Genomic DNA, 25,338 nt, shown 5'->3' on the forward strand with positions numbered 1-25,338 from the left:
CGGGGGCCTCACTTGACGGCGCCGGCCGTCACGCCGCGGGTGAGCGTGCGCTGGAAGATGAGGAAGAAGATCAGCGCGGGGACCAGGGAGACGAGCGCGCCCGCGTTGGTCGTCGGGGCGTCCATCATCCGGTCGCCCTGGAGCGACGCGAGGGCGATGGGGATCGTCTGGGTGTCGTTGGTCGTCAGCATGACCAACGGGATGAAGAACTCGTTCCACGTCCAGATGAAGAAGAAGATCATGAGGACGCCGAGCGTGGGCTTGACGATCGGGTAGACGACCTGCCACAGGATGCGCCAGCGGCCGGCGCCGTCGAGCTGCGCGGCCTCGAGCAGCGCGGGCGGGAACGTGCCGAGCACGGACGCAAGCAGGTACGTGCCGAACGCCGCCTGGATGACGGTGAAGATGATGATGATCGACCACTGCGAGTTCGACAGGCCGACCTTCTGCGCCATGTCGAACAGCGGGTAGATGAGCGCCTCCTGCGGCAGCATGTTGGCCACGAGGAAGAGCGTGACGATCCAGAGGCGGCCCTTGATGCGGCCGACGCCGATCGCGTAGGCGCTCAGCAGCGACAGGAGCGTGCCGAACACGGCGACGAGCGCGGAGATGAAGACGGAGTTCCAGAGCTTCTGCGGGAAGTTCGTGCGCGTCCAGAAGTTCTGCACGCCCTCGAGGTAGAGCTCCTTCGGGATGCTCAGCGGGCCGTCCTGGGAGTACTCCGCCGGCGACTTGAACGCGTTGAGCACCATGATGACGAACGGCGACAGCATGAGCAGGGCGACGAGGATCGCCGCGGCGAGCACGAACCAGCGACCGACGCCGCGGCGGTAGCGCTCGTCCTGGCGCGTGGCCCGCAGGGGGCGGTGCAACCCGGACGACGACGCGGGCGCCGCGGGCGTGCCGTCCGCGGTCGGGGTGGTGGTGACGGTGGACATCAGCGGCCCTCCTGCTCACGACGCTCGGCGCGGCTCTGCAACGCGAGGATCACGACGGCGACGACGATGATGACGAGGGTGAGCACGGTCGCCACCGCGGCGCCGTAGCCGACCTTCGACTTGTCGAAGAAGTTGAGGTACGAGTAGTAGCTCGGGACGAGCGTCGAGCTCTCGGGCCCGCCGCGCGTGAGCACGTAGATGGGACCGAACACCTTGAGCGCGGCGACCGTGCACGTGAGCGTGACGACGAACGTCTCCGGGCGGATCTGCGGGATCGTGATCGCCCCGAAGCGACGCCACCAGCCCGCGCCGTCGAGCTCGGCCGCCTCGTACAGCTCGGGGTCCACGCGCTGGAGCGCGGACATGAAGATGACGACGGGGTAGCCGATCTGCACCCAGATGAGCACGAGCATGACGCTCGGCAGCGCGGTCGTCGTGTCGCCGAGCCAGTTGGGCGGGTTCTCGATGCCGATCCCGCGCAGGATCACGTTGAGCGCGCCGGTCTGGGAGTTGAGGATCCAGTTCCACAGCACGCCGGCGACGGCGACGGGCAGGATCTGCGGCAGGTAGTACGTCGCGCGCAGGAAGGCCGCGACGCGCGGGCCGAAGCGCCGTCCGAGGTAGTCGAACAGCACGGCTGCGAGCACGAGCCCGATGAGGGTCGGTGCGACGACCATCGCGAGGATCATCGCGATGGAGTTCTGGAACGAGGTCCAGAACGCCGAGTCGTGCAGGAGGTCGGCGTAGTTGCCCAGCCCGTACCAGCGCATCGGCGCCATGCCGCCGCGCCACTTGAACAGGCTGTAGTAGACGTTCATCACGAACGGGTAGCCGATCACGACGACGAACGCCACCGCGCCGGGCAGGAGGTAGGGCAGGTACGGGAGCCAGGCGGGCCGGCGACGGCGGCGGGGCGCCGCGGTCGCGCGCGACGCCTCGCGCGCGGGGCCGGGCCCGGCCTCGGGCACGGTGTCGGTGCGGGTGGTCATGACGGTCTCTTTCGCGGGAGGTCCTCGGGTGGGGGCCCGGGCCGGCCGGGGCGATCCTGGGATCGGCCCCGACCGGCCGGGCGCGTGCGTCCGCTCAGCTGTCGAGCAGGTCCGCCTTGCCGTCCACGTACGCGGACTCGAGGCCGTCGAGCACCTCGGTCGGCGACTTCGACTGGTTGATGAGCGACTGCAGCTCGCTGACGATCACGTCGTAGTAGCCGGGCACGGGCCAGTCCGGGTAGAACGCCAGACCGTCGTCGTCGAGGATCGCCTGGAAGTTCTCGGTGAGCTGCTGCGTGCGCTCGTCCGTGATGACGGACGCGTCGCCGGCGACGGGCAGGCCGCCCTTCTCCGCGAGGATGTTCTGCACCTCGGGGCGCAGCGTGATGTCGATGAACTCCTCGGCGAGGTCGGGCGAGTCCGCGTTCGCAGGGACGACCCAGAGGTTGCCGGACGAGCCGACCTGGAGCGTGTTGCCGGGGAAGTTGAACTGGCCCCAGTCGGCGTCCATCTCCTCGACGATGCGGCCGAACCACCACGAGCCGGAGACCATCATCGGGTAGGTGCCGTTGATGAACGACACGCCCATGTCCTCGGCGGTCAGCGCGGCGGAGTCGGACGCGACGTAGCCGGACTTGATCCAGGAGTCGAGCTTCTCGGTCGCCTGCGTCATCTCGGGGCCGTGGAAGTCCGGGTCGCCGTCGAACAGCTGGTACTGGTCGATGAAGTCGCGCTCGGAGCCCGCGAGCACGAGCTCGTACCAGAGCTGGCCCATCGGGTACTCGGCGCCGGCCTCGGCCAGCGGGGTCACACCCTGGTCCTTGAACGCCTGCATGACGGTCTCGAGCTCCTCGAGCGTCGTCGGCACCTCGAGCCCGTACTGGGCGAACATGTCCTTGTTGTAGTAGACCTGCACGAACTCGCCGTAGTTCGGGACGCCGTACCACTCGCCCGAGCCCATGAGGCCCTGGTCGTCGTAGGTCGCGGTGGCCTGGAGCGAGCCGCCGAGCTTCTCGTCCCAGCCGCGCTCGGTCGCCGCGTCGGTGAGCGGGGTGAGCAGGCCCTGCGCCGCGAGCTGGCCGGCGGTCGCGTTGCCCTTGTTGTACTCCATGACGTCGGGCACGTCGTCGCCGGTGAGGACGATCTTGGCGTTCTTCTGGATCTGCTCGAACGTCTGCTTCTCGACGACGACGTCGACGTCCGGGTTCTCCTCCTCGAAGATCTCGATCGCCTTGGCCCACGCCTGCCCCATGGCGGAGTCCTCGTTCTCGTAGTGCCAGATCGTCAGGGTCTGGTCGTCGGACCCCCCGCTGCCGCCGGAGCCCCCGCACGCCGCCAGGGCGAGTGGGAGCGCTGCCACGGCAGCGACGAGAGAGATCTTCCGGGATCGCAGCATGTGCGTGTCCTCCTCATCGAGTTCCGGCGCTGGAGCCGGAGGGTGACCGGGGCGTCGCCCGGCCGGTCGGTTCAGCGAGCCTCGGGCTCGCGGTCGTCGTCGTCCGGGGGCCGGCCGGCCGCGGGGGCGACGCTGCTGCCGGGTTCGAGGACGCACGGGATGAGCACGTTCGGCGTGCTCGGACGGGAGCCGTCCACGAGGGACAGCAGCTTCTGCACGCCCAGGCGGCCGAGCTCGGCCCCGGGCGCGTGCATGGTGGTCAGCGGCGGGTTGCTCATCTCCCCGACGCCGGGCGACGTGACGATCGACAGGATCGACATGTCGGCGGGGATCGCGACGCCGCGCTGCTGGAGCTCGGCGACGACGCCGAACGTCGCGATCTCGTTCATGGTGACGAAGGCCGTCAGGCGCGGCTCCCGCTCGAGCAGCGTCGCGACGGCGTCGCGGCCCGCACGCGGGGACTCGTCGACGCGCAGCGCGATCGGCTCGAGCCCGCGGCGACGCATGGCCGCCTCGAAGCCCTCCTCGGCGCGGAAGGTCGGCGCGTAGCCGTCGTCCGCCGTCGCCTGCGAGTGGTTCACGAGGGCGACGTGCCGGTGCCCGAGGTCGACGAGGTGCTGGACCGCGTCGTCCGTCGTGCGCTCGAAGTCGATGTCCACCGACGGCCGGTCCGTGACGTCGCGCGTCCGTCCGATCATCGTGTACGGGACACCGGCCTCGTCGAGCACGTCGACCCGGTCGTCGTCGAGCGCGACCTCCATGAGCAGGACGCCGTCCGCCATCCCCTGGCGCACGAGGTCGCGGACCTCCGGGGCCTGGGTCGTGCGGAAGGGCCACAGCACGAGGTGGTAGCCGTTCTCGCGCGCCGTCTCCGCGGCGGACGAGACGAACTCGGCGACCGTGCCGCCGAGGCCCTTCTCCATCGCGGGGTAGATCAGCGCCAGCACGTGGCTGCGGCGCGACGCGAGCCCACGGGCCATCGCGTTGGGCTGGAAGCCGAGCTCGGCCATCGCGTCCTCGATGCGGCGGCGCGTGGCGTCCGACACGGGACGGGTCCCGGACAGCGCGTAGGAGACCGTGCTCAACGAGACCTGCGCGCGTCGCGCCACGTCCTGCATCGTCGCCATCGTCGTCGCCACTCCCCTGTGGTCCGGTCCGTCGCCTCGTCCGTCGAAGCGCTTCGTCGAAACGCATCGTCGAAGCGCTTCCCTGTTACGAGTATTGGATGAACAAATGAGAGGAGTCAAGCCCGCGGAGCAAGAACGCGCTCTCCGGTTGTGGGCACGCCCGCCGACCTGCGCCGACGCGGGAGACGATCCCCCACCCCTACGACGCGCCGAACCCGGGCATATCGATGGGTTCGACCCGGAGGTCGCCCGCAACCCCGGGCTCGCCGCGCTCCCCCGACCGGACGACACCGGGATCGGGTCGCGCGGCGCGACGGGTGCGCGCGGGCGGGTCAGGGCGCGAGGTCGACCGGGTGGCCCGCGCGCAGGACCTCGCGCACGCGCAGGTCGGCGTCCGTGACGACGACGTCGGCGCGGCGGCCTGCGACGAGGCCGCCACGGTCGTCGAGGCCGAGCACACCTGCCGGGGTCCACGACGCGGCACGGACGGCGTCGACCAGCGGCACGCCGGCCTGGACCGTCTCGCGCACGACGTCGAGCAGGTGGTACGTGCCCCCCGCGATGGCACCGCCCTCGGTGAGCCGCGCGACGCCGTGCGCGACGGTGACGCGCATCGGCCCGAGCTCGTACGCGCCGTCGGCCATGCCCGCAGCGGCCATCGCGTCGGTGACGAGCGCGACCGCGTCCGGCCCGGCGACGTCGCCGTCGGCACCGACGTGCGACCCGACGAGCTCCACGACGCTGCGGATCGTGCCGTGCGCGAGGTGCGTGCCGTCGGCCACGAGCTCGACGACCAGCTGGCCGCGCGCGGCCGCCGCGAGGCACGCCGCGATCGGGCCGGGCTCACGGTGGTGCAGGGGCCGCATGCCGTTGAACAGGTGCGTCGCGGTCAGCCGCGCACCGGACCTCCCGGCGGCCGCGAGCGCCGCGATGCCCGCCGCGATCGCCGCCTCGGTCTGCTCGGTGCTCGCGTCGGTGTGCCCGATCGACGGGAGCGCCCCGACCTCGACGAGGGTCTCGATCACTCCCCCGGTACCGACGACACCGGGCACCTCGGGCGCGACAGTCATGGTGCGCAGGTACCCGCGCGCCGCGGCCGCGATCGCGCGCACCAGCTCCGGGTCGCCCTCGAGCATGTCGTGCGGGTTCTGCGCGCCGCACCGCACCTCGGAGAGGAACGGGCCTTCCAGGTGGATGCCGACGATCTCGCCCGCGTCGGCGAGGTCCGCGAGGTTCGCGGTGCGCTCGAGCAGGACGTCGCGCGGCGCGGTGACGAGCGAGGCGACGAGGCTCGTCGTCCCGTGGTGGAGGTGCTCCCGCGCGGCGACGCGCGCCGCGTCGAGCGTCTCCGCGTCGGGGAAGCTCGACCCGCCGCCGCCGTGGTCGTGCACGTCGACGAGCCCCGGGAGCAGCGTCGCGCCGTCGCCGGCAGGCAGGTCGCCGTACCCGGCGGCCGCGGCGTCCGCCCGGTCGCCCACCCATGCGACGCGCCCGTCCTGCACGGCCAGGACGCCGTCGACGAGCACTCCCGTCGGGGTGACGACGCGGCCCACGAGGACGCGTGCGGTACCGGGCTGCTGGTCGGGACGAGGGCTCCGGGCGTCGGTCATGGGCTCATTCTGGCGCACTTCGTACACCGGGCGTGCAAACTCGTGCGCCCGTGGACGCGCGGGGGTCGGGAGGCGAGACGTCAGCGGTCGCGGGCCCCGAGGAGACGCTTCGCGCCGCGGCCGAGGTGCAGGGCGAAGATCCGCTGGAACGTCGGCACGGCGAACGCGAGCGGGCGCACCCACCACAGCACCGGACGGCTGAACACGTCGATGCACCACCACAGGTCGCCCGCGTCGTCGCGCTCGACGGCGAAGCGTTCCTCGCCCACGAACGCGTGCCCGGGGAGGGTGCCGTACCCGAACGCGACCCGTCGGGCGGACCGCTCGACCCACACGACCTGGCACGGCTCGTGCAGCCGCAGCCGCCCGACGCCGAGCAGCGTGGTCACGCGCACGCCGGGCTCGGCCACCGGCGCCGCCGTCTCGAGCCGCACGCGCGCCGCGGCGTGCACGCGCCAGGTGAGGAGCTGCTCGCCGAGCCAGGCGAGATCGTCGGGAGTCCGGGGCCGGTCCGTGAGCCGCCGACGCACGTGCAGGTGGCGATAGCCCGCTGGCCAGGTGTCCGTCCGGGTCGCCCCGACCTCCGGGTACGTGAACGTCATACCGCACTCCCCTCCGGGGCCCGTCCGGGCCCGCGTCTCGTGTCCTGTCCTGCGTCGCCGCAGCGTTCCTCGTCCGTGCTCGCTCCCTCGTGCGGGGGCGCCGACCGGGCCGCGAGGACCCGCAGCCCGAGGAGGGTGCAGAGCACGAACCCGAGCGCGTTCGCGACGCCGTGCGTCGCCGCCATGACGTCGAGGCTCGGGTGGGCGAACCCGAGCGCCTCGCCCCCGGCCCACCAGAGCGCGAGCAGCATCGACAGCCCGACGACGACCGCGCCCGTGCCGAGCAGCGCACGGGCACCCGCGGTGCTCCCCGCGCCCACGGACCGGGCGCGGTGCGCACCGTCAGCCGGGCGCCCGCCGTCCGGGCCGGCGGCGCCGACCGGGCGGGCCGGAGCAACGGTCCGGGCGAGCGAGCGGACCGCCGCGACCGCCGTCGCCCACAGTGCGAGCGTGAGCACCCCCGCGCCGACGAGCTCGGCCACGTCGCCGACGAAGTAGCCGACCAGGACGAGCACCGTCCCGAGCGGCACGCCCCACGCTCCGGCGACAGCGAGCCGGTCGGTGGCCGCGAGGCGCGCGACCGTGCCCGCGACCAGCGCCGCGCCGAACCCGGCGTAGAGCATGTGCGGGACCGTGAGCGCGAGATACGTCCCGGAGAACCCGAGGAGCCCCCACCCGGCGCGCTCGGCGACCAGCGCGCTCGCGCCGACCGCCGGCATGACCAGCGCGGTCACGGTCGCTGCACGCGCGGCACCACGTGCCACGGCGAGCCGCCCGTGGCGCACGTCGCGCGCCGTGCGCACCGCCAGCCGCGCTCCGGTGCCGGCGAGCACGACGGTCGACGCCGCGAAGACGAGCGCGAGGAGGACGGACGTGGTGCCGCGCGGCAGCACGAGGCCGCCCGCCCCCGCGACCCCCGCGAGGGGCCACGCCACGCTGCGCGCCGCGGGGACGACGCCGGGCCCCAGGAGCCGGAGGCCGAGCGGCAGGACCACGACCATGCCGAGGATCACCAGTCCCGAGACGAGGGCCGCGCCGGCGGGGCTCACGCGCCCGGCTCCGGCTCGCCCGCGCGCTCGCCGGCCGCATCCTGAGGGACCGACGCCCAGGGCACGCCCGGGTGGACCGCACGCACGAGGCGCAGGACGTCGTCGACCACGCCGCGCGCGACGGGCAGGCGCGCGAGCCGGACGAGGCTGCCGACGAGCGCCGCCCCGCCGTCGACGAGCCGGCGGGTGCGCGCGAAACCGGGCGAGGCGTCGTGCACCCAGTAGAGCGTGATGCCGAGCTGGGCCAGCCACAGCAGCTCGGGAAGCTGGGCGCGCAGCCGCTCGGGCACGCGCGTGGACGTCCCGGCGACGACCTCCTCGAAGAGGGCGCGGGAGAGGTCGCGCGAGTCCGTGGAGGCGGCGGAGAAGGGGCTCGCGTCCGAGCCGGGGCGGATCGCGACCGACACGAACTCGCCGCCGAACGCGTGGAAGGGGGCGAACGCGTCGACCGACGCCCCCCAGACACCGCGCAACCGGTCGGCGAGCGAGCCGCCCGCCGCGAGCACAGGCGCGGCACGCTCGGCGTGCTCGCGCTGCACCTCGAGGTAGAGCTCCTGGACGAGCGCGTCCTTGGACGGGAAGTGGTAGTAGGCGTTCCCCGTGCTCACGCCGGCCGCGGCAGCCACCGCACGCATGGTCGTGCGCTCGTACCCGACGTCGCGCAGCATCCGGATCGCGACCTCGCGCAGGTGCGCGCGCGTGCGCTCGGACTTCGGCGTCGCGCTCATGCGGGTGGTGCTTTTTTGAACATGTTCAAAAAATACCATGCAGACGCCCGGGGTGAGCGCGGTCGATCGACCCGTGCCCGACTGTTGTTTTCTGTTGGCTCTTGTGGGAATCTGTGGCCGACAGCGCAGTCACGTCCCCGTGCCCTGGACCACGTGGGACCCGCTCTTCGACGACGAAGGACACGCATGCGACGACCACGCTCGACGGGCGCCCTGGCGCTCGCCTCCGGCCTCCTGGCCCTCGCCCTCGCGGCACCGGCGGTCGCGGCGACGCCGCCGATCTCCGCGGCTGCTCCGACCACACCCCTGGACGCCACGACCGTCGACCCGACGACCTCCCTCGACCGGCCCGAGGTCGGGCCGGGGACCTCGTTCGTCGACGTCCGCGAGAAGCTCGACGGCTACGCCGACCCCGACTGGTACGCGGCCAACGTCGCCGTCGTGGACCTCCCCGACGCGGACGCCGAGGCGGTCTACTACTACCGCTGGCGCGTTCTCAAGGAGCACCTGCGCTACACCGAGCCCGGCACGGGCTGGGTCCTCACGGAGTTCCTCGACTGCTGCGGCTACGCCGCGCCGTACCAGGCGATCAACGCCGCGGCGGGCCATCAGCTCGCCGAGGGCCGCTGGTTGCGCGACCAGCGCTACCTCGACGACTACGAGGACTACTGGCTCACCGGCCCCGGCCAGATCGAGCCCGCGCAGAACCCCGAGGCGGCCGACTGGGCACACCAGTACTCGTTCTGGGCCGTGTCCGCGATCGTCGAGCGTGCGAAGGTCACCGGGAACCTCGACCGCCTCCGCTCGCTCCAGCCCGAGCTGGAGACCTTCGTCGAGGACTGGGGGAACCAGTTCGACGCCGACCTCGGACTCTACTGGCAGACGCCCGAGTACGACGCCAAGGAGAGCTCGCCCGCGTCGTACGTGACCGACCGCGACTACGCGGGTCGCCACACGTTCCGGCCGTCGATCAACGCCTACCTCTACGGCGACATGCTCGCGCTCGCCGAGGTCGCGACGCTCAACGGCGACGAGACCACCGCGACGGAGTACCGCGCCCGCGCCGCAGCGCTGCGCGAGGCCGTCGACACCTACCTCTGGGACGACGAGCGCGACTTCTTCTACGACGTCGTGGACTGGGAGAACCCGGACCACGAGCCGCTGCGCGACCGGCTCGACGTCGGCTTCGTCCCGTGGAAGTTCGGCCTCGCCTCGCCCGAGCAGGCGGTCGCCCTCGACCAGCTCCTGGACCCGCAGGGGTTCGCGGCGCCGTACGGCCCGACCGTGACCGAGCGCCGCTCCCCCGACTTCTGGCGCTCCTCCGACCAGGGCTGCTGCAAGTGGGACGGGCCGTCGTGGCCCTTCTCGACGTCGCTCACGCTCGACGGCGTCGCGACCGCGCTGCGCGACGACGCCGCGGGCGACCTCACGCGCGCGGACTACCTCGACCTGTTCGACACCTACGTGCGCACGCAGTTCCGCGACGGCCAGCCGTACGTCGCCGAGGCGCACCACCCCGACGAGGACCGCTGGATCTACGACGGGAACAACCACTCCGAGGACTACCTGCACTCCAGCTACGTGGACCTCGTGCTCCAGGACCTCCTCGGCCTCCAGCCGCAGTCCGACGACTCGCTCGTGCTCGACCCGCTCGTGCCCGCCGACTGGGACTGGTTCGCCGCGGAGAACGTGCCGTACCACGGGCGCAACGTCACGGTCCTGTTCGACCGCGACGGCTCGCGCTACGGGGCCGGCGCGGGCCTGCGCGTCTACGTCGACGGCGAGCTGGCGCTGCACGCCGACGCCGACGCTGTCGCCGAGGGCGCCGACCCGGTCCAGGTGCCGGTGCCCAGCGTCGACCCGCAGCGCCTCCCCCACGCCGTCAACACGTCCGCGAACCCGCTCCGGAACGCCTACCCGCGCCCGGTCGCCTCCTACACGTGGCGGTACGACGACGCGTGGCGGGTCCTCGACGGCAAGGTCTGGTACGACGAGGTGCCGCAGAACACGCGCTGGTCGAACTACTCCTCGCCGAACGCGCGCGACTGGCTCGGGGTCGAGTTCGCCGAGCCGACGACGATCGGCGACATCCGCTTCCACGGCTACCAGGACGCCGACGCCGTCCAGCCCGCCGTCGGCTACGAGCTCGAGTACTGGGACGGCGCCGCCTGGCGGGTCGTCCCCGACCAGACGCGCGTGCCCGAGCAGCCCGTGGGCAACGGCCTGAACCGCATCACGTTCCCGCCGCTCGAGACGACGAGCTATCGCGTCACGTTCGACGCCGCGCCCGGGAAGTCCGTCGGTGTGACCGAGCTCGAGTCGTGGACTCCCGCGTCACGGGCCGTCTCGACGCGCGTCGAGGCTGCGGAGCCCGCCGTCGGGCGCGCCTCCCGCGTGGACGTGACCGTGTCGACGCGCGCGGACGCCGTCGCCGGCGTCGAGGTCGCGCCCGACCTCCCGGCCGGTTGGACGGCGGTCGCCGTGGGCGCGGCGGGCTCGCTCGACCTCGGGGCGTGGGACCGCGCGACCCGGTCGTGGGACGTCACACCTGGGCCCGACGCCGTCCCCGGCAGCGAGGCGCGGATCGGCGCCGTCGCGCGCTGGGGCGGGTCGAGCGCCCCCGAGGAGGCGCGCGCGACCACGACTACCCGGCTCGCGTTCGACCCGGCCTGGTACGACGACATCGCGCTGCACGACGACTTCGAGGCAGACACGACCGCGGACTACGCGACCCTGCGACCCTCCGGAGAGGCGCTGCCCGCCGTCGCGGCCGGGGACGGGGTGCTCACCGCGACCGGCGACGCGCGCTACTGGGGGCTGTACGGCCACCGCACGGCCCGCGCGACGCCGTCGTCCGTGGTCATCGCGGAGATCGGCGCGTTCTCCGGCGCGGGTACGCAGGAGGACTCGCTGTTCCTCGGCCTCGCTGCGGCGGACCGCACCTACGCGCTCGCGTGGTTCAACCACACGAACGTCGCCTCGGGCCTCGACTACGTCGGCGGCGCGGACGGGTCGTCGCCCTACTTCGGTCTCCGGGGCTACGGCCCCGGCGACCGGGTCGCCCTCCAGGTGAACGGCGCGCGCGTCGACGTGTTCGCCGAGGAGGACGACGAGTGGACCTGGTACGGCGGCACGACGACCGGCGGCGCGCTCGACACGTCCGACCCCGACGTGCTCGCCGGGCTCCTGCCGACGATCGGCTTCCGGGCCGACCGCGGGACCGTGAGCATCGCGTCGTTCGAGGTGCGGTCGCGCTCCGCCGACGCGCCCACGCCCCAGGTCGACGTCACCGCCGTCCCGCGCTGCCTCGCCGGCACGGCGTACGTCGCGGTCCGGGCGGCGTACGTCGGGACGGGCGGCGCCGGGGCGGGCGACCCGGTGGACGTCGAGCTCGTGACGCGGTTCGGGTCGCGCACGGTCACGGGCGTCGCCCCTGGTGCCAACGCCTACCAGTCGTTCTCCGCGCGCGCCGCGTCGCTCGCGGCGGGCACGGCGTCCGTCCGGGTGACCGACGCGACGGGGCGGGCCACCGAGCACGCGGCACCGTTCGCGGCTCTCACCTGCTGATCGGTCGGCCGGTCCCACGATCGTGACTGCCCGAGCGGGTGCGTGCGGCGCCCGCGTCACAGGACTCGAGCGTCAGAAGAGGCGGGAGTCCACGTCGTCGACGCCGCGCATCGCGTCATAGTCGAGCACGAGGCAGCCGATCCCCCGGTCCGTCGCGAGCACGCGGGCCTGGGGCTTGATCTCCTGTGCGGCGAAGACGCCGCGCACGGGGGCCAGGAGCGGGTCGCGGTTGAGGAGCTCGAGGTACCGCGTGAGCTGCTCGACGCCGTCGATGTCGCCCCGGCGCTTGATCTCGACGGCGACGGTCGCGCCGCTCGCGTCCTTGGCGAGGATGTCCACGGGGCCGATCGCCGTCGGGTACTCGCGGCGCACGAGCGTGTGCCCCGAGCCGAGCAGCTCGATCTGCGCGGCGAGCATCTCCTGGAGGTGCGCCTCCACCCCGTCCTTGACGAGGCCCGGGTCGACGCCCAGCTCGTGCGAGCTGTCGTGCTGGACGTCGTGGAGCTCGATCTCGAGGCGGTCGTCGCTCTTGGCGTGCTGCACGGCCCAGACCTCGGTCACGCCGCGCTCGCGCGCCTCGTCGGACGGCTCGCGGACCGCGAGCGAGCACGGAGGGCTCATCCAGTTGAGGGGCTTGTACGAGCCGCCGTCGGAGTGCAGCAGCACGCTCCCGTCGGCCTTGACGATGAGCACGCGCGTCGCGAGCGGCAGGTGGGCCGAGAGGCGGCCGGTGTAGCGGGCGGAGCAGCGGGCGACGACGAGACGCATGAGGCAGGTCCTCCGGGTCGGTGGTGGGCGGTCCGGGACGCGGCGTCAGCCCACGGGCGACGCCTCAGACGACGACGTCGCGCCGACCGGGCGGCGCGGCCTCGAGCCAGGAGGCGAGGCCCTCGTACGCGGCGCGCGACATCGTGAGCTCGAAGTCCTGGCCGTGGTAGCGGCACCGGACGAGGTAGGTGTCGGGGCCGTCGCCGACGAACGGCTCGCGGCCCGCGATGACGAGGTCGTAGCGGGACCACGTCCGGGCGGGGCGGACCGACACCGACCACAGCCGCCACCAGTCGATGCGACCGACGCCGTAGTGCGCGATGCCCGCGACCCAGGGCGCGCCGGCCGCGCCCGCGCGCCGTGCACCGCACTCGAACGAGCCGACGCGGTGGGACAGGGCACGCAGACGCCACGCCCCCAGCCCGATCGCGAGAAGGACGAGGACGAGCAGTCCGATCGCGAGCCAGGCCAGGGGCGTCATGGTCGTGCGAGGGTCAGCGGGCCGGTACGGACTCGACCGAGTCCGCGACGATCGTGACCTGGTTGGAGTCGACGGAGAGGAACCCTCCGCTGACGCGTACGTCGAGGGTCTCACCCTCGGCCACGATGCGCACCGAGCCCTCGCGCAGCACGGAGAGCAGGGGCGAGTGGTCCGCGAGGATGCCGATCTCACCGTCCGCCGCAGGGGCCGTGACCCGCTGCGCGCGGCCCGACCAGATCTTGCGGTCCGCCGCCACGAGGTCGACGTTCAGCTGTGCCACGGGAACTCCTTCATGGGCGGTTCATGCCCGGCGTGGTGTCCGGGTCCGGGTGCGACGCCCGCGGGGCCGGGCCGAGCGGCCCGGCCCCGCGTCTGCGTCGGATCAGGCGCCGTACTCCTGCTGGATGCGCGCCCAGTTGCGCTCGAGGTCCTCGAGGCCACCGATGTTGAAGAACGCCTGCTCGGCGACGTGGTCGAACTCGCCGTCCGCGATCTTCTTGAACGCCTCGATGGTCTCGCTCAGCGGCACCGTCGAGCCGACGACACCCGTGAACTTCTCGGCCATGTAGGTGTTCTGGGAGAGGAACTGCTGGATGCGGCGCGCACGCGCGACGACCGTCTTGTCCTCCTCCGAGAGCTCGTCCACACCGAGGATCGCGATGATGTCCTGGAGCTCCTTGTTGCGCTGCAGGATCGACTTCACGCGCGTCGCGACGTCGTAGTGCTCCTGCCCCACGTAGCGCGGGTCGAGGATGCGGCTCGTCGACGCGAGCGGGTCCACCGCGGGGTACAGACCGCGCGAGGCGATCTCACGGGAGAGCTCCGTCGTCGCGTCGAGGTGCGCGAACGTCGTCGCCGGCGCGGGGTCGGTGTAGTCGTCCGCCGGCACGTAGATCGCCTGGAGCGACGTGATCGAGTGACCACGCGTCGAGGTGATGCGCTCCTGGAGCAGACCCATCTCGTCCGCGAGGTTCGGCTGGTAGCCCACCGCGGACGGCATGCGGCCGAGCAGCGTCGACACCTCGGAGCCCGCCTGCGTGAAGCGGAAGATGTTGTCGATGAACAGGAGGACGTCCTGCTTCTTCACGTCGCGGAAGTACTCCGCCATGGTCAGCGCGGAGAGCGCGACGCGAAGACGCGTGCCCGGGGGCTCGTCCATCTGGCCGAAGACGAGCGCCGTCTTGTCGAAGACGCCGGCCTCCTCCATCTCGACGATGAGGTCGTTGCCCTCACGCGTGCGCTCGCCGACGCCGGCGAACACGGACACGCCACCGTGGTCCTGCGCGACGCGCTGGATCATCTCCTGGATGAGGACCGTCTTGCCGACGCCCGCACCACCGAAGAGGCCGATCTTCCCACCCTGGACGTACGGGGTGAGGAGGTCGATGACCTTGATGCCCGTCTCGAACATCGTGGTCTTCGACTCGAGCTGGTCGAACGCCGGGGGCTTGCGGTGGATCGGCCAGCGCTCGGTGACCTCGACCGTCTCGCCCGGAGCGCCGTTGAGCACGTCGCCCGTGACGTTGAAGACCTTGCCCTTGGTGACGTCGCCGACGGGAACGCTGATCGGCGCGCCGGTGTCGGTGACCTGGGCGCCGCGGACGAGGCCGTCCGTCGGCTTGAGGGCGATGGCGCGCACGAGCGAGTCACCCAGGTGCTGGGCGACCTCGAGCGTGAGCGTGAACGACTTCTCGCCCTCGCCCTGCGACGAGAGGTCGATCTCGACGGTCAGCGCGTTGTAGATGTCGGGGATCGCGTCCGCCGGGAACTCGATGTCCACGACGGGGCCGATCACACGAGCGACCCGGCCCACGCCGGGACCGCTGGAGTGCTCGACCTGTGCTTCCACGGTGGTGGCGGTCATTGCTGGCCTCGCTTCGCAGTGCCGGAGTGGTCCCCGGCGGTGTCGGTCAGGATGTCGGTGATGGTGCTGGCCGCGCGGGCCGTGCGGCCCGTCATGACGCCGCCAGGGCGTCGGCACCCGAGACGATCTCGCTGATCTCCTGGGTGATGTCCGCCTGACGCGCCTGGTTCGCCAGCCGCGTGTAGTTGCGGATGAGGTCCTCCGCGTTGTCCGTCGCCGTGTGCATCGCGCGCTGACGTGCGGCGAGCTCGGACGCCGCCGCCTCGAGGAGGCAGCTGAAGATCCGGCTGCGCACGTAGCGCGGGAGCAGCTCGTCGAGCACGGCCTCAGGCGAGGGCTCGAAGTCGTACAGCGGGAGCACGTCGTGCTTGCCCGCCGGGGCGACGCCCTCGACGACCTCCAGCGGGAGCATCCGCACGACGCGCGGGCGCTGCGTGACCATGTTGACGAACTGCGTGTACACGATGTGCAGCTCGCTCACGCCGCCCTCGGCCGCCGGCGCGAGGAACGCCCCGAGCAGGGCGTCCGCGATCTCGCCCGCGACCTCGGAGTTGGGCGCGTCCGACCCGTACGACCACGACCCGGCGAGCTCGCGCCCGCGGAACGTGTAGTACGAGATGGCACGACGACCGGCCCCGTAGAGCGCGACCTCCTTGCCCTCGGCCACGAGGCGCTCGACGAGGCGCTCCGTCTCTCGGATGATCGACGCCGAGTAGGCGCCGGCCATGCCGCGGTCGGACGCGACGACGAGCACTGCGACGCGGTTGGTGTCCGTGCGCTCGCTCGTCAGCGGGTGCTTCGTCGACGTGTGGGTGGCGACGGCCGACACGGCCCGGGTGATCGCCCGGGCGTACGGCGACGCGGCGGCCGTGCGGTCGCGCGCCTTGCCGATCCGCGACGCGGCGATGAGCTCCTGCGCGCGGAACATCTTCTTGAGCGACTGCGTCGACTTGATCCGCTGCTTGTAGACGCGCTGGGATCCGGCCATCGTCAGGCCCTCTTCTGCCGGACGATCTGCTCCTGCTCGATCTCCGTCTCGGCCTCGTCCTCGGTGTCCCCACCGACGAGCGGCGAGCCGTCACCCGTGAGGAAGCCGGAGCGGAACGCGTCGACCGCCGAGGAGAGCTGAGCCTCGGTCTCGTCCGACAGCTTCCCGGTCTCTGCGATCGTGGACAGGACGTCCGTGTTGCGGCGCAGGTGGTCGAGCAGCTCGGACTCGAAGCGACGCACGTCCTCGACCGGGACGTCGTCGATCTTGCCCTTGGTGCCCGCCCAGATCGACGCGACCTGGTCCTCGACCGGGTACGGCGAGTACTGACCCTGCTTGAGCAGCTCCATGAGGGCTGCGCCGCGCTTCAGCTGACCGCGCGACGCCGCGTCGAGGTCGGACGCGAACATCGCGAACGCCTCGAGCGCCCGGAACTGCGCGAGCTCGAGCTTCAGCGTGCCGGAGACCTGCTTCATCGCCTTGACCTGCGCGGCACCACCGACGCGGGACACCGAGATACCGACGTCGACGGCCGGGCGCTGGTCGGCGTTGAACAGGTCCGACTGGAGGAAGATCTGGCCGTCGGTGATGGAGATGACGTTCGTCGGGATGTACGCCGAGACGTCGTTCCCCTTGGTCTCGATGACCGGCAGGCCCGTCATCGAGCCGGCGCCGAGCTCGTCCGAGAGCTTCGCGCAACGCTCGAGCAGGCGGGAGTGCAGGTAGAAGACGTCACCGGGGTACGCCTCGCGGCCCGGCGGGCGGCGCAGCAGGAGCGACACGGCACGGTAGGCCTCGGCCTGCTTCGACAGGTCGTCGAACACGATGAGCACGTGCTTGCCGCCGTACATCCAGTGCTGGCCGATGGCCGAGCCGGTGTACGGGGCGAGGTACTTGAAGCCCGCGGGGTCGGACGCGGGAGCCGCGACGATCGTCGTGTACTCCAGCGCGCCGGCCTCCTCGAGCGCACCGCGCACGGACGCGATCGTGGAGCCCTTCTGGCCGATGGCGACGTAGATGCAGCGAACCTGCTTCTCGGGGTCGCCCGACTCCCAGTTGGCCTTCTGGTTGATGATCGTGTCGATCGCGATCGCCGTCTTGCCCGTCTGGCGGTCACCGATGATCAGCTGGCGCTGGCCGCGGCCGATCGGGATCATCGAGTCGATCGCCTTGAGACCGGTCTGGAGCGGCTCGTGGACCGACTTGCGGTCCATGACGCCGGGCGCCTGGAGCTCGAGGGCGCGACGGCCCTCCGTCGCGACCTCGCCGAGGCCGTCGATCGGGTTGCCCAGCGGGTCGACGACGCGACCGAGGTACCCGTCGCCGACGGGGACCGAGAGGACCTCGCCGGTCCGGCGGACCTCCTGGCCCTCCTCGATGCCGGTGAACTCGCCGAGGACGACGACACCGATCTCACGGACGTCGAGGGTGAGGGCGAGACCCAGGGTCCCGTCCTCGAAGCGCAGCAGCTCGTTGGCCATCGCGCCCGGCAGACCCTCGACCTGGGCGATGCCGTCGGCGGCCAGGGTGACCCGGCCCACCTCCTCGGACACGGCGCCCTCGGGCTCGTAGGACTTCACGAAGCTGTCCAGAGCGGCCCGGATCTCCTCCGGCCGGATCGTCAGCTCAGCCATTGCTCTTCTCCTGTCGTGGCCGCACCTCGTGGTTCGGGTGCGGTCGAACGTTTGTCGGTTGTGCGGCCGGTGGCCGGCAGGACGGTCGTCGGTCGGAAGGGTCGCTCGTCAGCTCACGAGGCGACGGCGCGCGTCGGCGAGCCGGGAGAGCACGGTGGAGTCCACGACGTCGGCACCCACCTGGACCCGCAGCCCGCCGAGCACCGTGGGGTCCACGGTCACGTTGAGCTGCACGGCGCGCCCGTAGGCCCGCTCGAGCAGTCCCGCGAGGCGGTCGAGCTGCGCCTGCGTGAGCACCGCGGCCGACGTGACCGAGGCGACGAGGCGCTGGCGACGCTCGGCCGCGATCTCCCCGATCCACCCCAGCGTCGGGACGAACCGACGACCGCGCAGCGCGCGCGTCGCGTGGACCGCGAGCACCTCGGTGACGGGGTCGACCTTGCCGTCGAGCAGCGCGTGCACGAACGCGGCGCGGCGCTCGGGGTCGGTCGTGTCGTCGGAGAGGACCTGCCGCGCCTCGCGCTGCCCGACGAGCGCGCGCGAGGTCCGGAACAGCTCGTCCTCGACCTTCTCCAGCGCACCGCGGGCCTCGGCCGACGCGAGGACCGCGTCCAGGCCCAGGTGCTCGGTCGCGTCCGCGAGGTCGCCCTCGCGGGTCCAGCGGGACCGGACCAGGCCGGACACGAGGTCCACGACGCGCTCGTCGAAGCCCGACGCGAGGACCGCGGACACGAGGGCCGCCTTGTCCGCGCCGGACCGCGACGGGTCCGCGAGCGAGCGCCGCAGCGGCGCCGACTCGTCGAACGCTGCGGTGACCGCGAAGAGCTGCTCGCCCAGCGCGAGCGCGCCCTCGCCCGCCGAGCGCAGGACCGGCTCGAACCGGTCCCGCGCCTGCGTCAGGGACTCGCCGCTCGTTCCGCGCATCAGCGCTCCTCGGATGCCGTGCCCGCCGCGCTCGCCGCCGCGGGACCCGCGGCCTCGAGCTCGTCGAGGAAGCGGTCGACGACGCGGCTCTGGCGCGCCGAGTCGGCGAGCGACTCGCCGACGATCTTCGAGGCGAGCTCCGTCGCGAGCAGACCGACGTCGTTGCGCAGCGAGACCGCGGCCTGCTGGCGCTCGGCCTCGATCTGGCGGTGCGCCGTCTCGACGATGCGCGCGGCGTCGTCCGACGCCTTCGCGCGCAGGTCCGAGACGATGGCCGAGCCCTCGGCCCGCGCCTCCTCGCGGATCTTCGCCGCCTCCGTGCGCGCCTCCTGGAGCTGCTGGTGGTACTCCGCCAGCGCCGCCGCGGCCTCCGCCTGGGCGGACTCCGCCTTGGCGAGGCCACCCTCGATCTTGGCGGTCCGCTCGTCGAGCACCGCCTGGAACTTGGGCAGGATCGCCTTGTAGAAGACGATCGCGATGACGATCATGATGACGGACGACCAGAGGATGTCGTACCCAGCGGGGAGGAACAGGTCGATGCCCTGCGGCTCCTCGCCCGTCTCCGCCGCGACGTTCAGCGCGGCGGTCGCCAGCGCCGACATCACGCCGTGAAGAGGAAGCCGGCGACGAGACCGAGCAGCGCGAGCACCTCGACGAACGCGACACCGATGAACATGGTGGCGCGAAGCTGGCCGGCGACCTCGGGCTGGCGGGCGATGCCCTCGATGGTCTTGCCGATGAGAATGCCGAGGCCGATGCCCGGGCCGATCGCGGCGAGGCCGTAACCGACGGTGCCGATGTTGCCGGTGACCTCAGCGAGAGTGGTGACGTCCACGATTGCTCGTTCCTTCCGTTGGGCGCCCGACCGGGTGACCGGGCGTCGCGTTGGTACTGCGCTTGATGGGTGTGTCTGGTGGAGCGGAGTCGGTGCACGACCCGGAGGTCAGTGCTCCTCCTCGAGCGACATGTTGATGTAGACCGCCGCGAGGAGGGCGAAGATGTAGGCCTGCAGGAAGGCGACCAGGATCTCGAAGAGCGTGATCGCGAAGCCGCCGACGAGGGTGAGCGCGCCGAAGGCCTTCATCGCGGGCACCGCCTCGAAGACGAAGTACTGCGTCGCGGCGAAGCACAGGACGAGCATGATGTGACCGGCGATCATGTTGGCCGCGAGTCGGATGGCCAGGGAGGCCGGCCGGATGATGAGGATCTGCAGCAGCTCGATCGGCGTCACGATGAGGTAGATGGGCCACGGGATACCGGGCGGGAAGAGGTTGTTCTTCAGGTATCCGCCGAGGCCGTGCTTCCTGATGCCGACCGCCCAGTAGGTCGCGAAGACCCAGAGCGCGAGCACGATCGGAAGTCCGATGCGCGAGGTCCCGGCCAGGTTGAGGAACGGGATCACGCTCGTGATGTTGAAGGCCAGCACGGCGAAGAAGATCGTCGCGATCATCGGGACGAACCGCCGAGCGGTCTCCTTCCCCATGATCTCCTCGACGATCTGGACGCGCACGAAGTCGATGAGCATCTCGAGCGCGTTCTGGAGGCGTCCGGGGACGAGTCGCGCCCGACGGGCCCCGATGACGAAGATCGTCAGCAGGACGACGGTGGCGACGATCCGGATGATCCAGATGCGGTCGATCTGGAAGATCGTGCCCTCGAAGAGGATGGCCGGCGGGAAGAAGTCGGCGATCGACGGCGCGTGGAAGCCACCTTCGCTCTCGGAAGCAGCGAGGAGCACGGGGGTCGCAAGCGTGGACAGGGTGGACTCCCAATGGTCGTGTGGTCCGGGCAGCCGTCACTCGTTGGTGGGCACGCCGTCGGACCTGGCCGTCATGGATTCGCCAGTAGCCTAACGTATGGAACGGCGTGCTCACGCCGATCTGGCGGCGCTTGTGACATTTTGCTCATGCGCTCCGGGCAACTGGTCCCTGGCCCGGGCGCCGCCCGCCTGGTAGAGGCGTGGTCGGTCAGCGGGCGTCGGGTTCGACGTAGGGGATGCGCCCCCTGCTCACGGCCCGGTAGTCGAGCACCGCGGAACCGATGACGCCGACGAGCAGGACCCCCGCGAAGACCCAGCGGTCGTAGAAGTCCATGCCGCGCAGGACCACGAGGATCACGATGAGCACGACCATCTTCGCGAGCCAGCTCCCCATGACGACCGCCGCGGTCGTCGTCGGGCTCGCGTCGACCGTGCGCAGCATCGCCCAGACCGTGGTGGCCGAGAAGAGCAGCGCCACGCCCACCCCGAGAAGGGCACCCCACACGCCCGGCAGACCGGCGACGAGCGCACCGATCGCCACGCCGAGGACCGTGAGCGCACCGAGCAGGACGAGCACGTCCCGCAGCGCGGTCCGGAAGACCGCGCGGACGGCCTGCCCGTGCGGGCCGATCGTCTGCTCGGCGGACTGCCCGGCGGGCTCCGCGCCGTCCGGCTGGGCGGGTTCGGGCAGGCTCGTGGTCATCTCAGTGCTTCCTTCGGCGGGGTCGTGACGGCGGGCGAGGACAGCGAGGCGGCCCCGCTCGGGTCGTCGTCGGAGGTGGTGGTGGTGGCAGGCACGGACGCCGTCGGGGCCGCGGCGTCGTCGTCGAGGAACCGGCCGCGCGTGCGCAGCGGGCCGAGCGTGAGGACCGCGGAGACCAGGACGGCGACCGCGAGGCCCACGGCCACTCCGTGCCAGTGCCACTGGACGAGCGCGACCGCAGCGAACGCGAACACGGCCGTCCAGACGTAGAGGATGAGCACGGCGCGCCGGTGCGAGTGCCCGATCGCGAGCATGCGGTGGTGCAGGTGCATGCGGTCCGGGTGGAACGGCGACTTCCCGCGGGCGACGCGGCGCACCACCGCCATGCCCATGTCGAGCAGGGGCAGGAGGATCACCGCGAGCGGCAGCAGGATCGGGATGAACGCCGGGATCTGCTGGGCGCCCGAGAGCGCGTCGGGATCGATCTTGCCCGTCACGACGATGGCCGCGGCGGAGAAGACGAGCCCGAGCACCATCGATCCCGAGTCACCCATGAAGATGCGCGCGGGATGGAAGTTGTGCGGCAGGAACCCCACGCAGATGCCGACGAGAGCGGCGATCACCAGGGTCGCGAGGCTCGAGTAGTCGTCGGCGCTCGCCTTCTGCGTGAGCACGTAGGAGTAGACGAAGAACGCGGCACCGCCGATCGCGACGAGCCCGGCCGCGAGACCGTCGAGGCCGTCGACGAAGTTCACGGCGTTCATCGCGACGACGACCACGAGGATCGTCGCGGCGAGCTGAAGGCGCGAGGACCAGATGAGCTGCTGCTCGCCGATCCCGAGGGGAAGCGTGAAGAGGACGACGCCCTGGGCCGCCATGAAGCCCGCGGCGAGCACCTGCCCCGCGAGCTTCGTCATCCAGTCGAGGTCCCAGATGTCGTCGGCGATCCCGAGCAGGCAGACGATCGCGGCCGCGCCGACGATCCCCCACGCCCGCGAGTCGGCCACGAGGCTGCCTGCGACCTCGCTGACGAACACGCTCTCGAGGAACGGCATCTGCGACGCGAAGACCACCGCCACCACGAGGCCCAGCAGCATGGCGAGACCGCCGAGCCGGGGGGTCGGGATCGTGTGGACGTCGCGGTCGCGCACCGCGGTGATCGCGCCGGTGCGCAGCGCGACCCAGCGCGCGAAGGGCGTCGCGAGGAACGTCACCACGGCGGCGACGAGCATCACGAGCAGGTAGACCCTCACCCGCCGTTCGCCTCCGGCCCCCCGGCGTCGTCGGCGGTCTGAGCGTCGGTAGGCGCGTCGGTGGGAGCGTCGGCGGGCGGGTCGTCCGGGCCGGCGACGTCCGCGACCTCGCGGAGCCGGTCGAGCGTGACCGCGCCCTGGCGCACGACGCGCAACGCGTCGGACGTCGCGTCGACGATGGTCGACGCCACCCCACCGGGCGCCACGCCGCCGTCGAGGTAGACCGTCACGGAGTCGCCGAGCTGCGCCTGCGCGTCGTCGACGTCGAGGGCCGCGGGACGGCCGGTCGCGTTCGCCGACGACACCGCGAGCGGCCCGGTGCGGCGCAGGAGCGCGAGCGCGGCCGGGTGGTCGGGCATGCGCAGCGCGACGGTCCCGTGCGTCTCCCCCAGGTCCCACGCGAGCGAGGGCTGCGCACGCAGGATGATCGTGAAGCCGCCGGGCCAGAAGGCCTCGACGAGGCGACGCGCGGCGTCGGGCACGTCCGTCGCGAGGCCGTCGAGCGTGCGCGCGTCCGGCACGAGCACGGGCGGGGGCATCTGCCGGCCCCGGCCCTTGGCCGCGAGGAGCGCGGCGACGGCCTCGGCGTCGAAGGCGTCGGCGCCGATGCCGTAGACGGTGTCGGTGGGCAGCACGACGAGGCCACCGCGGGAGATCGCGTTGACCGCCTCGTCGATGCCGGCTCCCCAGGTGTTCGGGTCGGTCACGGGGTGGACGGAGCTCACGGGTCCATCCTTCCACGCTCGCGGGCGGGCTCCGGGTCACCGGCGCGCTCGGGTCCCGAGCGCCGGGCCACGACCATGCGGTCGCGTCCCGTGAGGTCGACGACGGTGCGGACGTCGACGAACGCGCCGGTCGCCGCGACCATGTCCCGCGCGGCCGCGGCCTGGACCTCGGCGTGCTCCATGACGTAGAGACCGCCGGGGCGCAGGAGCCGCGCGGCCGCTGCCGTGATCCCCCGCGGCACCTCGAGACCGTCCGGTCCGAGCCCGTAGAGCGCCACGCCGGGGTCGTGGTCGGCCACCTCCGGGTCGCGCGGGACCGCGCCGGGGGGCACGTACGGCGGGTTGGACACGACGACGTCGACCGTGCCGTCGAGACCACCGTCGGCCGACGGACCGGCGAGCGCCGTGCGCGCGTCGCCCCGCACCAGGTGCACGACGACGTCGCTCGACTCGCGCGCGCCCGTCACGTTCCGCTCGGCCCAGGCGTGGGCGGCGGCATCGAGCTCGACGGCGTGCACGTCGGTCCCGGCGACCTCCGTCGCGACGGCGAGCGCGATCGCCCCCGAGCCGGTGCACAGGTCGACGACGGTGGCGCGCCCCGCTCGGGCAACGACTGCGCGCGCCTCGTCGACGGCGACCTGCGCGACCTGCTCGGTCTCGGGTCGCGGGACGAAGACGCCCGGCCCGACGGCCAGCTCGAGGTGCCGGAACGGCGCGGTGCCCACGAGGTGCTGGAGCGGCACGCGCTGCGCGCGCCGGGCGACGAGCTCCGCGAGGGCGGGCGCGACGTCGTCGGGGACGGGCGTGCCGAGGATCGCGCGGCGCGCCACGTCGCTCCGAGGCACCGCGAGCGCATGGGCGAGCAGGATCTCGGCGTCCGCGCGCGCCGAGGGCACCCCCGCGGCGTCGAGGACGGCCGTCGCCCAGCGCAGCCAGGCGGAGGTGCGGGCGTCCGACGGAGGGTTCGGACCGACCGGCTCAGGCATCGCCGGCGCTCGCGAGGCGGGCCGCCTCGTCGGCCTCGACCGCCGAGCGCACGACGGGGTCGAGATCGCCGTCGAGCACCTGGTCGAGGTTGTAGGCCTTGTACCCGGTGCGGTGGTCCGCGATGCGGTTCTCCGGGAAGTTGTACGTCCGGATGCGCTCGGAGCGGTCGACCGTGCGGACCTGGGAACGACGCAGGTCCGCGGCCTCGGCGGCGGCGGCCTCCTGCTGCGCGGCGAGCAGGCGCGCGCGCAGCACGCGCATGGCCTGCTCACGGTTCTGGAGCTGGGACTTCTCGTTCTGCATCGACACGACGATGCCCGTGGGAAGGTGCGTGATGCGCACGGCGGAGTCGGTCGTGTTGACGGACTGCCCGCCGGGGCCGGACGAGCGGTAGACGTCGACGCGCAGGTCGTTGGGGTCGATCTCCACCTCGCCCGCGTCCTCGACCTCCGGGAACACGAGCACGCCGGCCGCGGAGGTGTGGATGCGTCCCTGCGACTCGGTCACCGGGACGCGCTGGACCCGGTGGACGCCGCCTTCGTACTTGAGGTTCGCCCAGACGCCATCGGCCGGGTCTGACGGCGTGCTGCGCGCCTTGACCGCCACCTGGACGTCCTTGTAGCCGCCGAGGTCAGACTCGGTCGACTCGAGGACCTCGGTCTTCCAGCCCCGGCGCTCCGCGTACCGCAGGTACATGCGCAGCAGGTCCCCCGCGAACAGGGCGGACTCCTCGCCGCCCTCCCCTGCCTTGATCTCGAGGATGACGTCGCGGCCGTCGTCGGGGTCGCGCGGTACCAGCACGCGGCGCAGGCGCTCGCGCGCCTCCTCCTCCGCGCTACGCAGGCCCGGGAGCTCCGCGGCGAACGCGTCCCCGTCATCGCCCCCGAGCGAGGCCAGCTCGGCGGCGGCCTCGGCGTCGTCGCTCGCCTCGCGCCACGCGCGGTACGCGCCCACGACCTGGTTCAGCTCGGCGTAACGCCGCCCGAGCGTGCGCGCCCGGCCCGCGTCGGCGTGGACGGCGGGATCGGCGAGCTGGGTCTCGATGTCGGCGTGCTCGGCCAGCAACGGCTCGACGGCGGCGAACGACTCGGTCACGGACGGCTCCTGGGTGACGGGCGGGTCGCGGTCGTCGGCACGGGCGCGACCGCGTGAGGATCGGGAGGATCGCTCGGGCAAAGCAACAGCGCCGGTGGTCCGATCTCGCCGACTGCCCCTGGAGAGGTTGTCGGGATCGGACCACCGGCGC

At 72.4% G+C, this 25,338-nt stretch carries 24 protein-coding genes; 1 reads left to right on the plus strand and 23 read right to left on the minus strand.

Annotated elements, in window-relative coordinates; translation table 11 throughout:
- Positions 1-8: 8 nt before the first annotated feature.
- The 8 genes from AC6CH9_RS08645 to AC6CH9_RS08680 all read right to left on the minus strand — a co-directional run bounded on the left by AC6CH9_RS08645 (position 9) and on the right by AC6CH9_RS08680 (position 8,439).
- On the minus strand, positions 9-938 hold the full coding sequence (locus AC6CH9_RS08645; RefSeq protein WP_498154515.1) for a carbohydrate ABC transporter permease: 930 nt from the start codon (positions 936-938) through the stop codon (positions 9-11).
- On the minus strand, positions 938-1,927 hold the full coding sequence (locus AC6CH9_RS08650) for a carbohydrate ABC transporter permease (RefSeq protein ID WP_498154516.1): 990 nt from the start codon (positions 1,925-1,927) through the stop codon (positions 938-940). Before AC6CH9_RS08650 ends, AC6CH9_RS08645 begins: the two co-directional genes overlap by 1 nt.
- A gap of 94 nt (positions 1,928-2,021) precedes the next feature.
- Positions 2,022-3,287 (minus strand): ABC transporter substrate-binding protein, encoded by a 1,266-nt coding sequence (locus tag AC6CH9_RS08655; protein WP_498154517.1) that lies wholly within the window; start codon positions 3,285-3,287, stop codon positions 2,022-2,024.
- 107 nt (positions 3,288-3,394) lie between these two features.
- The gene (locus AC6CH9_RS08660) at positions 3,395-4,450 is read right to left on the minus strand and encodes a LacI family DNA-binding transcriptional regulator (protein ID WP_498154518.1); all 1,056 of its coding nucleotides are present in this window, start codon (positions 4,448-4,450) and stop codon (positions 3,395-3,397) included.
- Between the two features lie 332 nt (positions 4,451-4,782).
- Positions 4,783-6,060 carry an N-acetylglucosamine-6-phosphate deacetylase gene (locus AC6CH9_RS08665; RefSeq protein ID WP_498154519.1) on the minus strand — a complete coding sequence of 426 codons (1,278 nt, stop codon included), beginning with the start codon at positions 6,058-6,060 and terminating at the stop codon, positions 4,783-4,785.
- Positions 6,061-6,140: 80 nt separating this feature from the next.
- Complete coding sequence (locus tag AC6CH9_RS08670; protein WP_498154520.1) at positions 6,141-6,662, minus strand: DUF1990 domain-containing protein; 522 nt, start codon at positions 6,660-6,662, stop codon at positions 6,141-6,143.
- Positions 6,659-7,711 carry a YndJ family protein gene (locus AC6CH9_RS08675; protein ID WP_498154521.1) on the minus strand — a complete coding sequence of 351 codons (1,053 nt, stop codon included), beginning with the start codon at positions 7,709-7,711 and terminating at the stop codon, positions 6,659-6,661. Before AC6CH9_RS08675 ends, AC6CH9_RS08670 begins: the two co-directional genes overlap by 4 nt.
- Positions 7,708-8,439: a TetR/AcrR family transcriptional regulator gene (locus AC6CH9_RS08680; protein WP_498154522.1), complete on the minus strand. Its 732-nt coding sequence runs from the start codon at positions 8,437-8,439 to the stop codon at positions 7,708-7,710. The genes AC6CH9_RS08675 and AC6CH9_RS08680 overlap by 4 nt, the downstream gene beginning before the upstream one ends.
- Before the next feature lie 186 nt (positions 8,440-8,625).
- Here AC6CH9_RS08680 and AC6CH9_RS08685 point away from each other — a divergent pair, with 186 nt between their 5' ends.
- Positions 8,626-12,006, plus strand: a complete 3,381-nt coding sequence (locus AC6CH9_RS08685) for an MGH1-like glycoside hydrolase domain-containing protein (RefSeq protein WP_498154523.1) — start codon at positions 8,626-8,628, stop codon at positions 12,004-12,006.
- 72 nt (positions 12,007-12,078) lie between these two features.
- On the opposite strand, the gene nucS is transcribed toward AC6CH9_RS08685, so the two are convergent.
- The 15 genes from nucS to prfA form a co-directional block, all read right to left on the minus strand.
- Complete coding sequence (nucS, locus tag AC6CH9_RS08690; protein ID WP_498154524.1) at positions 12,079-12,774, minus strand: endonuclease NucS; 696 nt, start codon at positions 12,772-12,774, stop codon at positions 12,079-12,081.
- A 64-nt stretch (positions 12,775-12,838) separates the two neighbouring features.
- Positions 12,839-13,255, minus strand: a complete 417-nt coding sequence (locus tag AC6CH9_RS08695; RefSeq protein WP_498154525.1) for a DUF2550 domain-containing protein — start codon at positions 13,253-13,255, stop codon at positions 12,839-12,841.
- 13 nt (positions 13,256-13,268) lie between these two features.
- Positions 13,269-13,535, minus strand: coding sequence for a F0F1 ATP synthase subunit epsilon (locus tag AC6CH9_RS08700; protein WP_047232903.1), 267 nt, complete (start codon positions 13,533-13,535; stop codon positions 13,269-13,271).
- Positions 13,536-13,637: 102 nt separating this feature from the next.
- Positions 13,638-15,119 (minus strand): F0F1 ATP synthase subunit beta, encoded by a 1,482-nt coding sequence (gene atpD, locus AC6CH9_RS08705; RefSeq protein WP_047232902.1) that lies wholly within the window; start codon positions 15,117-15,119, stop codon positions 13,638-13,640.
- Between the two features lie 91 nt (positions 15,120-15,210).
- Entirely contained in the window at positions 15,211-16,107 is an 897-nt protein-coding gene (locus tag AC6CH9_RS08710; protein WP_047232901.1) for a F0F1 ATP synthase subunit gamma, read from the minus strand.
- A gap of 2 nt (positions 16,108-16,109) precedes the next feature.
- Complete coding sequence (gene atpA, locus AC6CH9_RS08715; protein ID WP_498154526.1) at positions 16,110-17,741, minus strand: F0F1 ATP synthase subunit alpha; 1,632 nt, start codon at positions 17,739-17,741, stop codon at positions 16,110-16,112.
- Positions 17,742-17,849: 108 nt separating this feature from the next.
- On the minus strand, positions 17,850-18,665 hold the full coding sequence (locus tag AC6CH9_RS08720; protein ID WP_498154527.1) for a F0F1 ATP synthase subunit delta: 816 nt from the start codon (positions 18,663-18,665) through the stop codon (positions 17,850-17,852).
- On the minus strand, positions 18,665-19,267 hold the full coding sequence (locus AC6CH9_RS08725; RefSeq protein WP_313664223.1) for a F0F1 ATP synthase subunit B: 603 nt from the start codon (positions 19,265-19,267) through the stop codon (positions 18,665-18,667). Before AC6CH9_RS08725 ends, AC6CH9_RS08720 begins: the two co-directional genes overlap by 1 nt.
- On the minus strand, positions 19,267-19,500 hold the full coding sequence (locus AC6CH9_RS08730; RefSeq protein ID WP_141389322.1) for an ATP synthase F0 subunit C: 234 nt from the start codon (positions 19,498-19,500) through the stop codon (positions 19,267-19,269). The genes AC6CH9_RS08725 and AC6CH9_RS08730 overlap by 1 nt, the downstream gene beginning before the upstream one ends.
- 108 nt (positions 19,501-19,608) lie before the next feature.
- Positions 19,609-20,403 carry a F0F1 ATP synthase subunit A gene (gene atpB, locus AC6CH9_RS08735; protein ID WP_313664203.1) on the minus strand — a complete coding sequence of 265 codons (795 nt, stop codon included), beginning with the start codon at positions 20,401-20,403 and terminating at the stop codon, positions 19,609-19,611.
- Positions 20,404-20,632: 229 nt separating this feature from the next.
- Positions 20,633-21,127, minus strand: coding sequence for a Cg1360 family ATP-synthase-associated protein (locus tag AC6CH9_RS08740; protein ID WP_498154528.1), 495 nt, complete (start codon positions 21,125-21,127; stop codon positions 20,633-20,635).
- Positions 21,124-22,380 carry an MraY family glycosyltransferase gene (locus AC6CH9_RS08745; protein ID WP_498154529.1) on the minus strand — a complete coding sequence of 419 codons (1,257 nt, stop codon included), beginning with the start codon at positions 22,378-22,380 and terminating at the stop codon, positions 21,124-21,126. The genes AC6CH9_RS08740 and AC6CH9_RS08745 overlap by 4 nt, the downstream gene beginning before the upstream one ends.
- Positions 22,377-23,105 carry an L-threonylcarbamoyladenylate synthase gene (locus tag AC6CH9_RS08750; protein ID WP_498154530.1) on the minus strand — a complete coding sequence of 243 codons (729 nt, stop codon included), beginning with the start codon at positions 23,103-23,105 and terminating at the stop codon, positions 22,377-22,379. The genes AC6CH9_RS08745 and AC6CH9_RS08750 overlap by 4 nt, the downstream gene beginning before the upstream one ends.
- Entirely contained in the window at positions 23,102-24,091 is a 990-nt protein-coding gene (gene prmC / locus AC6CH9_RS08755; RefSeq protein WP_498154531.1) for a peptide chain release factor N(5)-glutamine methyltransferase, read from the minus strand. The genes AC6CH9_RS08750 and prmC overlap by 4 nt, the downstream gene beginning before the upstream one ends.
- Positions 24,084-25,187 carry a peptide chain release factor 1 gene (gene prfA, locus AC6CH9_RS08760; protein WP_498154532.1) on the minus strand — a complete coding sequence of 368 codons (1,104 nt, stop codon included), beginning with the start codon at positions 25,185-25,187 and terminating at the stop codon, positions 24,084-24,086. Before prfA ends, prmC begins: the two co-directional genes overlap by 8 nt.
- Positions 25,188-25,338 lie beyond the last annotated feature (151 nt).

The organism is Cellulosimicrobium sp. GQ32 (genome assembly GCF_059758455.1).